At 45.0% G+C, this 5,743-nt stretch carries 6 protein-coding genes; 1 reads left to right on the top strand and 5 read right to left on the bottom strand.

The window, feature by feature from the left end:
* Positions 1–93 precede the first annotated feature (93 nt).
* The 4 genes from HMPREF2955_RS08310 to HMPREF2955_RS08295 all read right to left on the bottom strand — a co-directional run bounded on the left by HMPREF2955_RS08310 (position 94) and on the right by HMPREF2955_RS08295 (position 4,607).
* Complete coding sequence (locus HMPREF2955_RS08310) at positions 94–585, bottom strand: hypothetical protein (RefSeq protein ID WP_019186925.1); 492 nt, start codon at positions 583–585, stop codon at positions 94–96.
* Positions 586–666: 81 nt separating this feature from the next.
* Positions 667–1,527, bottom strand: coding sequence for a hypothetical protein (locus HMPREF2955_RS08305; RefSeq protein WP_070722581.1), 861 nt, complete (start codon positions 1,525–1,527; stop codon positions 667–669).
* 144 nt (positions 1,528–1,671) lie between these two features.
* Positions 1,672–1,989: a hypothetical protein gene (locus tag HMPREF2955_RS08300; protein WP_070722579.1), complete on the bottom strand. Its 318-nt coding sequence runs from the start codon at positions 1,987–1,989 to the stop codon at positions 1,672–1,674.
* Positions 1,990–2,405: 416 nt separating this feature from the next.
* On the bottom strand, positions 2,406–4,607 hold the full coding sequence (locus tag HMPREF2955_RS08295; protein ID WP_070722577.1) for a beta-glucosidase: 2,202 nt from the start codon (positions 4,605–4,607) through the stop codon (positions 2,406–2,408).
* A 289-nt stretch (positions 4,608–4,896) separates the two neighbouring features.
* Here HMPREF2955_RS08295 and HMPREF2955_RS16240 point away from each other — a divergent pair, with 289 nt between their 5' ends.
* Entirely contained in the window at positions 4,897–5,142 is a 246-nt protein-coding gene (locus tag HMPREF2955_RS16240) for a hypothetical protein (RefSeq protein WP_168166877.1), read from the top strand.
* 192 nt (positions 5,143–5,334) lie between these two features.
* Here the strand turns inward: HMPREF2955_RS16240 and HMPREF2955_RS16565 are convergent.
* On the bottom strand, positions 5,335–5,743 hold a 409-nt coding region (locus HMPREF2955_RS16565; RefSeq protein WP_210401295.1), incomplete at its 5' end, for a hypothetical protein.

Genomic DNA, 5,743 nt, shown 5'->3' with positions numbered 1-5,743 from the left:
TCTATCTATTTATTAGGGTGGGAAACTTTAGTTAAGTAACATCTTCTTCATCCTAATTCAGATCCTTTTCTTATTTATTTGTGTTGCATGTTTTCAGTTTGTCGTAAACCTTACAGGGAAAAGAGCCAGTATGGGAGTATCTCCTTCAAGGCCACTAATGTCGCTTTCCGCATCACGAACCGCCCTCAACAACATCTCTTTATATTCTTTTGGCAATACGTCCGTCAGCCTTAACTCCGCTATATTCAATTTGGGAACAGCCAATAAAAGGACTATTCCCCGTACGTTTGTGCAGTTAGTATAGTCAAAACGTATTTTATCCAAAACTTTATCTGCCAAAGTTGATACCCATTGCGTATCCACACACCATGTGGCATTCTCAACTTTCTGCCCACTTCGAGTAAGATAACAACACCTAACAACCTCTCCATCTTTCCTCCAAACTTGCTTATAAGCAATGCCTTCTACATCATACAACACCTCTGTTTCTAACTTACTAGATTGCAGCCCCGTCTTATTCTGTCCCCATAAATCAACAGGGACAAGGCTTAGAAAGATGCAAATACACAAGAATAACCTTTTCATACCATCACCTCACTTTCTATATATAAACATACTCATTATGCACATTTTATCTGTATTGAACAACGTTACAGCTCATTTCCCCTACTTTGTAGTTGAATTCTCTTTACTTATCGCTTGTCGTTTCTGTTGCAATTCGCGGCGAAGCCTTACGCCCCACCTTTCTAGTGTTAAGAACATGCAAGGAAAAGAAAGGTTCATATCGAACGTTTCCTTTGTCACAATGTCCACTGAGGGTTTATAAGGGATGCTCTTAACAAACGCCAAGAAAGCGGCATAAAAGCCAGCATAGGTGGCAGAATCAGGCGGCAAACGACTATACTTGGCCATAACCACTTTGCCTTCCTTACTCACTGTTATACTGATTTCTGCGTTCATTGTGTCAGGACACGCATTCATGGCATGGTAAACTCCACATATCGAGTCTATCTTTCTATACAGAGTGTCGGTCTGCATCCCTATTTCTGCCATCCTCATGTTAAATGGATTCAATGCAGGCTTTAATGGAAAAGACTGGTCTTTGCTTTTTATGTATATAGCTCGCCCACGTACTCCTTTCCTCTTTACAATCAATGTGTCCTCCGTCAGTTTCAAAATTTTCCCTTTCCAATCAAGCTCCGCCGGGTAACGGCTACTATAACGAAACACTTTTAATGTTCTTCGCTGGTCAACTGAAAAGAAGGTAGACAACCACATGCACGCTCGGGTTACATACTCTCGATGTCTCCCCTCATCGTATTCCATATATTCAAGACCCTGTTTCTGTAAAGCCACGCCCCGTCTACCACTTTTGTAATCCCAATACTTAATGCTGTCGGCCGTTAGGAGTGAGATATACCCAGCCACTTTCTGCCCACGGCTTTGTTTATTAACCTTACTCTGTCCCCACAAATCAATGGGAATAAGGCTTAGAAAGATGCAAATACACAAGAATAAGCTTTTCATACGCAATGTATTATAATTGTTTTCCGGTCATTTTCTATATTCTCGCCCATTATCACTTACAAGGCAATACAACACACTTCTCTCCTCGGTTCGTTGAACTTCCCCTTTTCATTTATCTACCTTGTATACAGTAACCTTGTTGTATTAAGTCTTTCGTGCACAATTTTGCGAGACTTTTGTTTTAGGTAAGCCAAAACGCACAATGATTTTAAAGATACAAATCCCAACCATCGCTCCAATAAACGTGACAAAGAAGAAGTTAAATAGGGTTGGTTCAGGATGGTAACCCGTGTCAGACGATTGCTCAAAGAACAGATCAAACACCTTTCCCCTATCGCACTTACCAACATCATAGCCACACTCATCACCTATGACACATGGAACAACTATAAGATAGTTCACTAAATGCGAAATAAGTATAGAGCCACCAACTGCTATACCAAACGCCAAAAACCTTTTCATACGCGATATTGCAAATTAAACTAGGCCTCTTTAATTACACTTTCAACAAGTTGTGCTTTTAACATGGAGTTCTTAATTTATGCTTGCCATTGACAAAAATGGCTAGACGCACATTCTAACAATCTTACTCATAGAGCAACATTTCCTCGTTGAAACGAACGGACCAGTTCTCGGTTTTATGATTAATCTCTTTAACTTCATGATATATCAAGTTTGTTAGCCAGTGATTTTTTAGGCTATGCGTCTCACAGTTCTTACGCTTGCAAGGTTGTAAGTAGATGGCATATTGTCTTACAACACGATAACTTGTGGAGCAACTTGCCAACTACACAACAACGGCCTTTAAATCTATAAATTCAAAAAGCCATACCCTTTAAGACTAAGAAACGCACAGCCTAAAACTCGCCAACTTACACTTACTTCAACTCGAACTTAGCCATTTGGCGCACATCTGTTTCGCTAGCGCAAACATAAGCAGTGAATGTTCCAGGTTCGGCAACAAAGCCGTGGGTGCGTTCCGACCAATATTCAAGGTCGCCAGGCGTGATGTCAAAGCTTACCGTTTTGGTTTCGCCTGGCGCAAGAGCTACCTTAGCAAAGTTTTTCAACTCTTTCATGGGACGCTCTTCGGTACATTTATCGTCGCCAATAAACAACTCAATGGTTTCTTTACCAGCCCTGCGACCCGTGTTTGTAACGGCAACAGAGAGAGTTATCTTGCCGTTCTTGTCCATCGTTTGGGCCGAAAGCGTGGGTTTGCCATACTTAAACGTGGTGTAGCTAAGCCCAAAACCGAAAGGAAATTGCGGTGCAACACCCTTGGTATCAAACCAACGATAGCCCACATAAATACCTTCATCGTAGTACACTTGCTTGTCTACACCGGGATAACCACGCTTACCAAACTGGAAACAAGGGTAGTCGGCCTGCCGTTTGGCAAAGGTAACGGGCAGCTTACCGCTAGGATTTTGCTTGCCCGAAACCAGTTCGGCCAACGTTTCGCCCGACATCGAGCCCAGATACCAACAGTGCATCAAGGCCTTAACGCTGTTTATCCACGGCGTAGCAAAGGCGTTTCCGCCGAAAGTAAGTACAACGATGTTGTTCTGAACCTTGGCCAACTCGGCTATCAGTTCATTCTGTCCGTATGACAAATCGTAGTTCTCGCGGTCGCCGTTTTCGCAATCTTGCCTATGGTTCTTGTTTAATCCGCCCACAAAGATAATGAGATCGGCTTTTCGGGCAGCTTGCAAAGCCTCTTCTTTCAGTTGCTTAAGCGAGTCGGCCGATAACGGTTCCACCGCGCCGTAAAGTGGTTTGCCCGCATAATAGCCGCGTACGAAAAAGAGTTTGTCGCCATAGACAGACTTCAATCCATCAAGGGGCGATATGTCGAACTTCGTTTTCAATTCCGAACTTCCGCCACCTTCACTCATATTGCGCACAGCATTATCGCCCACCACCAATATTCGCTTATAACGGTTAGGGGCAATAGGCAATATGTTATCTTGGTTTTTAAGCAACACTGCACCTTCTGCACCAACGTTCTTGCATACGGCATAATGTTCGTCCGAACATTGGTTACCAATGGTCTTACGCTGATTCATGGCCGTGCGGAAGATGGTTCGCAACACACGTTCCACCTTATTGTTGAGCACCGACATGGGTATGCACCCCTGCAAGACAAGTTTTTCAAGTGGGTTAGCCATATAATTGGCATCGTAACCTTGCGCGCCGTCTTCGGTTTTGCGGTCCACAGAGGTGCCCATCTCGATATCAAGCCCATTCATTGCCGCCTGCCACGTGTCATGAGTACCCTCCCAGTCGCTTATCACCGCCCCATCAAAGCTCCATTCTTTCTTTAAAATCTTGTTCAACAGCGAGTCGTTGTGGCACAGGTGCTGACCGTTCCACAGCGGATACGCACCCATGATGGTCCAAACACCTGCTTGTTGCACACATTTCTTAAACGCCGGCAAGTAGATTTCGCGCAAAGCACGTTCACCCACGTTTACATTTACGGTAAAGCGGTCTGTTTCTTGGTTGTTCAGCGCAAAGTGTTTAAGGCAGCAAGCCACGCCGTTGGCCTGCGCCCGCTTGATGTAAGGCACGGCCATTTCGCCTGCCAAGTAGGGGTCTTCGCCCATATACTCAAAGCTACGGCCGTTAAGCGGCACGCGACAGATGTTGGTTCCCGGCCCCAAAATGATGTCTTTGCCCCTGAAAGCAAACTCTTCGCTTATGGCGTGGCCGTATTCGCCCGCTAAATCGCGGTTCCATGTGGCCGCCAAACAGGTTAGCGAGGGGAAGGCGCAGATGGAATCGTTGGTCCATTGGGCATACCCCCAAGTACTCCAATTCAGTTCGGCGCGCGCACCGTGTGGTCCATCGCTCATGTTCAGCTGCCTAATACCCAACCTTGGCACGCCTGCCGAGGAGAACATGCTTTGGGCATGTATTAGTTTTACTTTTTCGTGAACGGTAAGCCGTTTAAGTGCATCCTGCACGCGAACCTCAACAGGTGCGTCGGGATTAAGGTAAACAGGAACTGTTTTTTGGGCTGATGCCATAAGGGCGAAGGCCATCGACAGTGCAGCCATGGTAAGTTTACTTTTCATAACATAATTGTTTTTCGTGTAGGGGTATTTAACCCGACAACAAAGTTCGCCATTTTATTCGAGAAATACAACAAAATGGAAACAAAATGACAATGAAGGCAGAAAGAAAACGACAAATTAACTTCTGCGGAGACTTGAAGCAATGAACTTGGTTAAAACCCCAATCGGATGTTAGGACCTGTGCAGATTTTGTTTGATTGTTGAGCCTCTTGCCTGCCTTATTATTGAAAGCCTGGCGGACTACGTTGAGAGAACGAGGCAGGCAAGATGCCGGGCAAGCAAACAAAAGATGAACAAGACGCGTTGGAAACAGCCTACATTAATTGATAAGCGTACTAACGACCGATTGGGCTTAAAGCAAAACATGCTCCACACAGAGACGATTAAAAACCAAACAATCAACTTGTCGGCATACCACCTCCAACAACATGGTTCACGGACAGCAAGCCCGTCCGACACACTTCTTATACAAATTGGCTGCTATGGGTTGCCCCAAACCTTTATTGAAGTTGCCTTAACCATTATGTACCTGTAAATGGAAGGTGTTTATTGTCCTGGTGCTGTAAGAACAAGACAAGCGCCCCACTCATGTGCGAAGTCGTGGACAAAAGGCTGATAAAACAGAAATCTTGCCCATCTTTTTTGGGGCAAACCGTGGGCATGCCTTAAAAAGTGGCCTGTTGGAAGTACTTCCATGTATTTATCCGACAGTTGAAAACCTGCCGTCTCAATGGCAGCTGATTCCTGCATTTCCATGATGCTGTTTCCGTTGGCTGTGGTCTGCATGCCCTACAACCGCTTTTGCTGGCGGTTGTAAACGTGCGTGCTTTCCGCGCAGTTGCCCATACGCGCGAATGCCACGCAAGCACTTTTGTACAGTTTTCAGCAAGAATTTTAACATTATGAGTGCCTTTTCTGTCCACCAATCGTCCACCCTGCAAAAAATCGATTCTCGCGAAGGTTGGTTTTGATGCAAAAAGGGGTTAGTTGTAAATGCCGGCAAAATGAATACGCATTGCATAAAACCGCAATTTGCACCAGCTTTGGGGCCATTATTCGCTAAATTCGCTGCGTTTTGCCGCAAAACGCAGTGCAATTTGCCGCAAAACGCAGTGCAATTTGGTGCAAAACGCAGT

It is taken from the genome of Prevotella sp. HMSC073D09 (genome assembly GCF_001814145.1).
Lineage (GTDB): Bacteria > Bacteroidota > Bacteroidia > Bacteroidales > Bacteroidaceae > Prevotella > Prevotella conceptionensis.
Note: the sequence above shows the minus strand (reverse complement) of the source record. Positions and strands in the feature narration are given on the sequence as shown.

What these genes read in the sequence shown, in the direction of transcription:
- HMPREF2955_RS08310 (WP_019186925.1), bottom strand. Translation starts at nt 585, where the DNA reads ATGAAAAGGTTATTCTTGTGTATTTGCATCTTTCTAAGCCTTGTCCCT.
- HMPREF2955_RS08305 (WP_070722581.1), bottom strand. Translation starts at nt 1,527, where the DNA reads ATGAAAAGCTTATTCTTGTGTATTTGCATCTTTCTAAGCCTTATTCCC.
- HMPREF2955_RS08300 (WP_070722579.1), bottom strand. Translation starts at nt 1,989, where the DNA reads ATGAAAAGGTTTTTGGCGTTTGGTATAGCAGTTGGTGGCTCTATACTT.
- HMPREF2955_RS08295 (WP_070722577.1), bottom strand. Translation starts at nt 4,607, where the DNA reads ATGAAAAGTAAACTTACCATGGCTGCACTGTCGATGGCCTTCGCCCTT.
- HMPREF2955_RS16240 (WP_168166877.1), top strand. Translation starts at nt 4,897, where the DNA reads ATGAACAAGACGCGTTGGAAACAGCCTACATTAATTGATAAGCGTACT.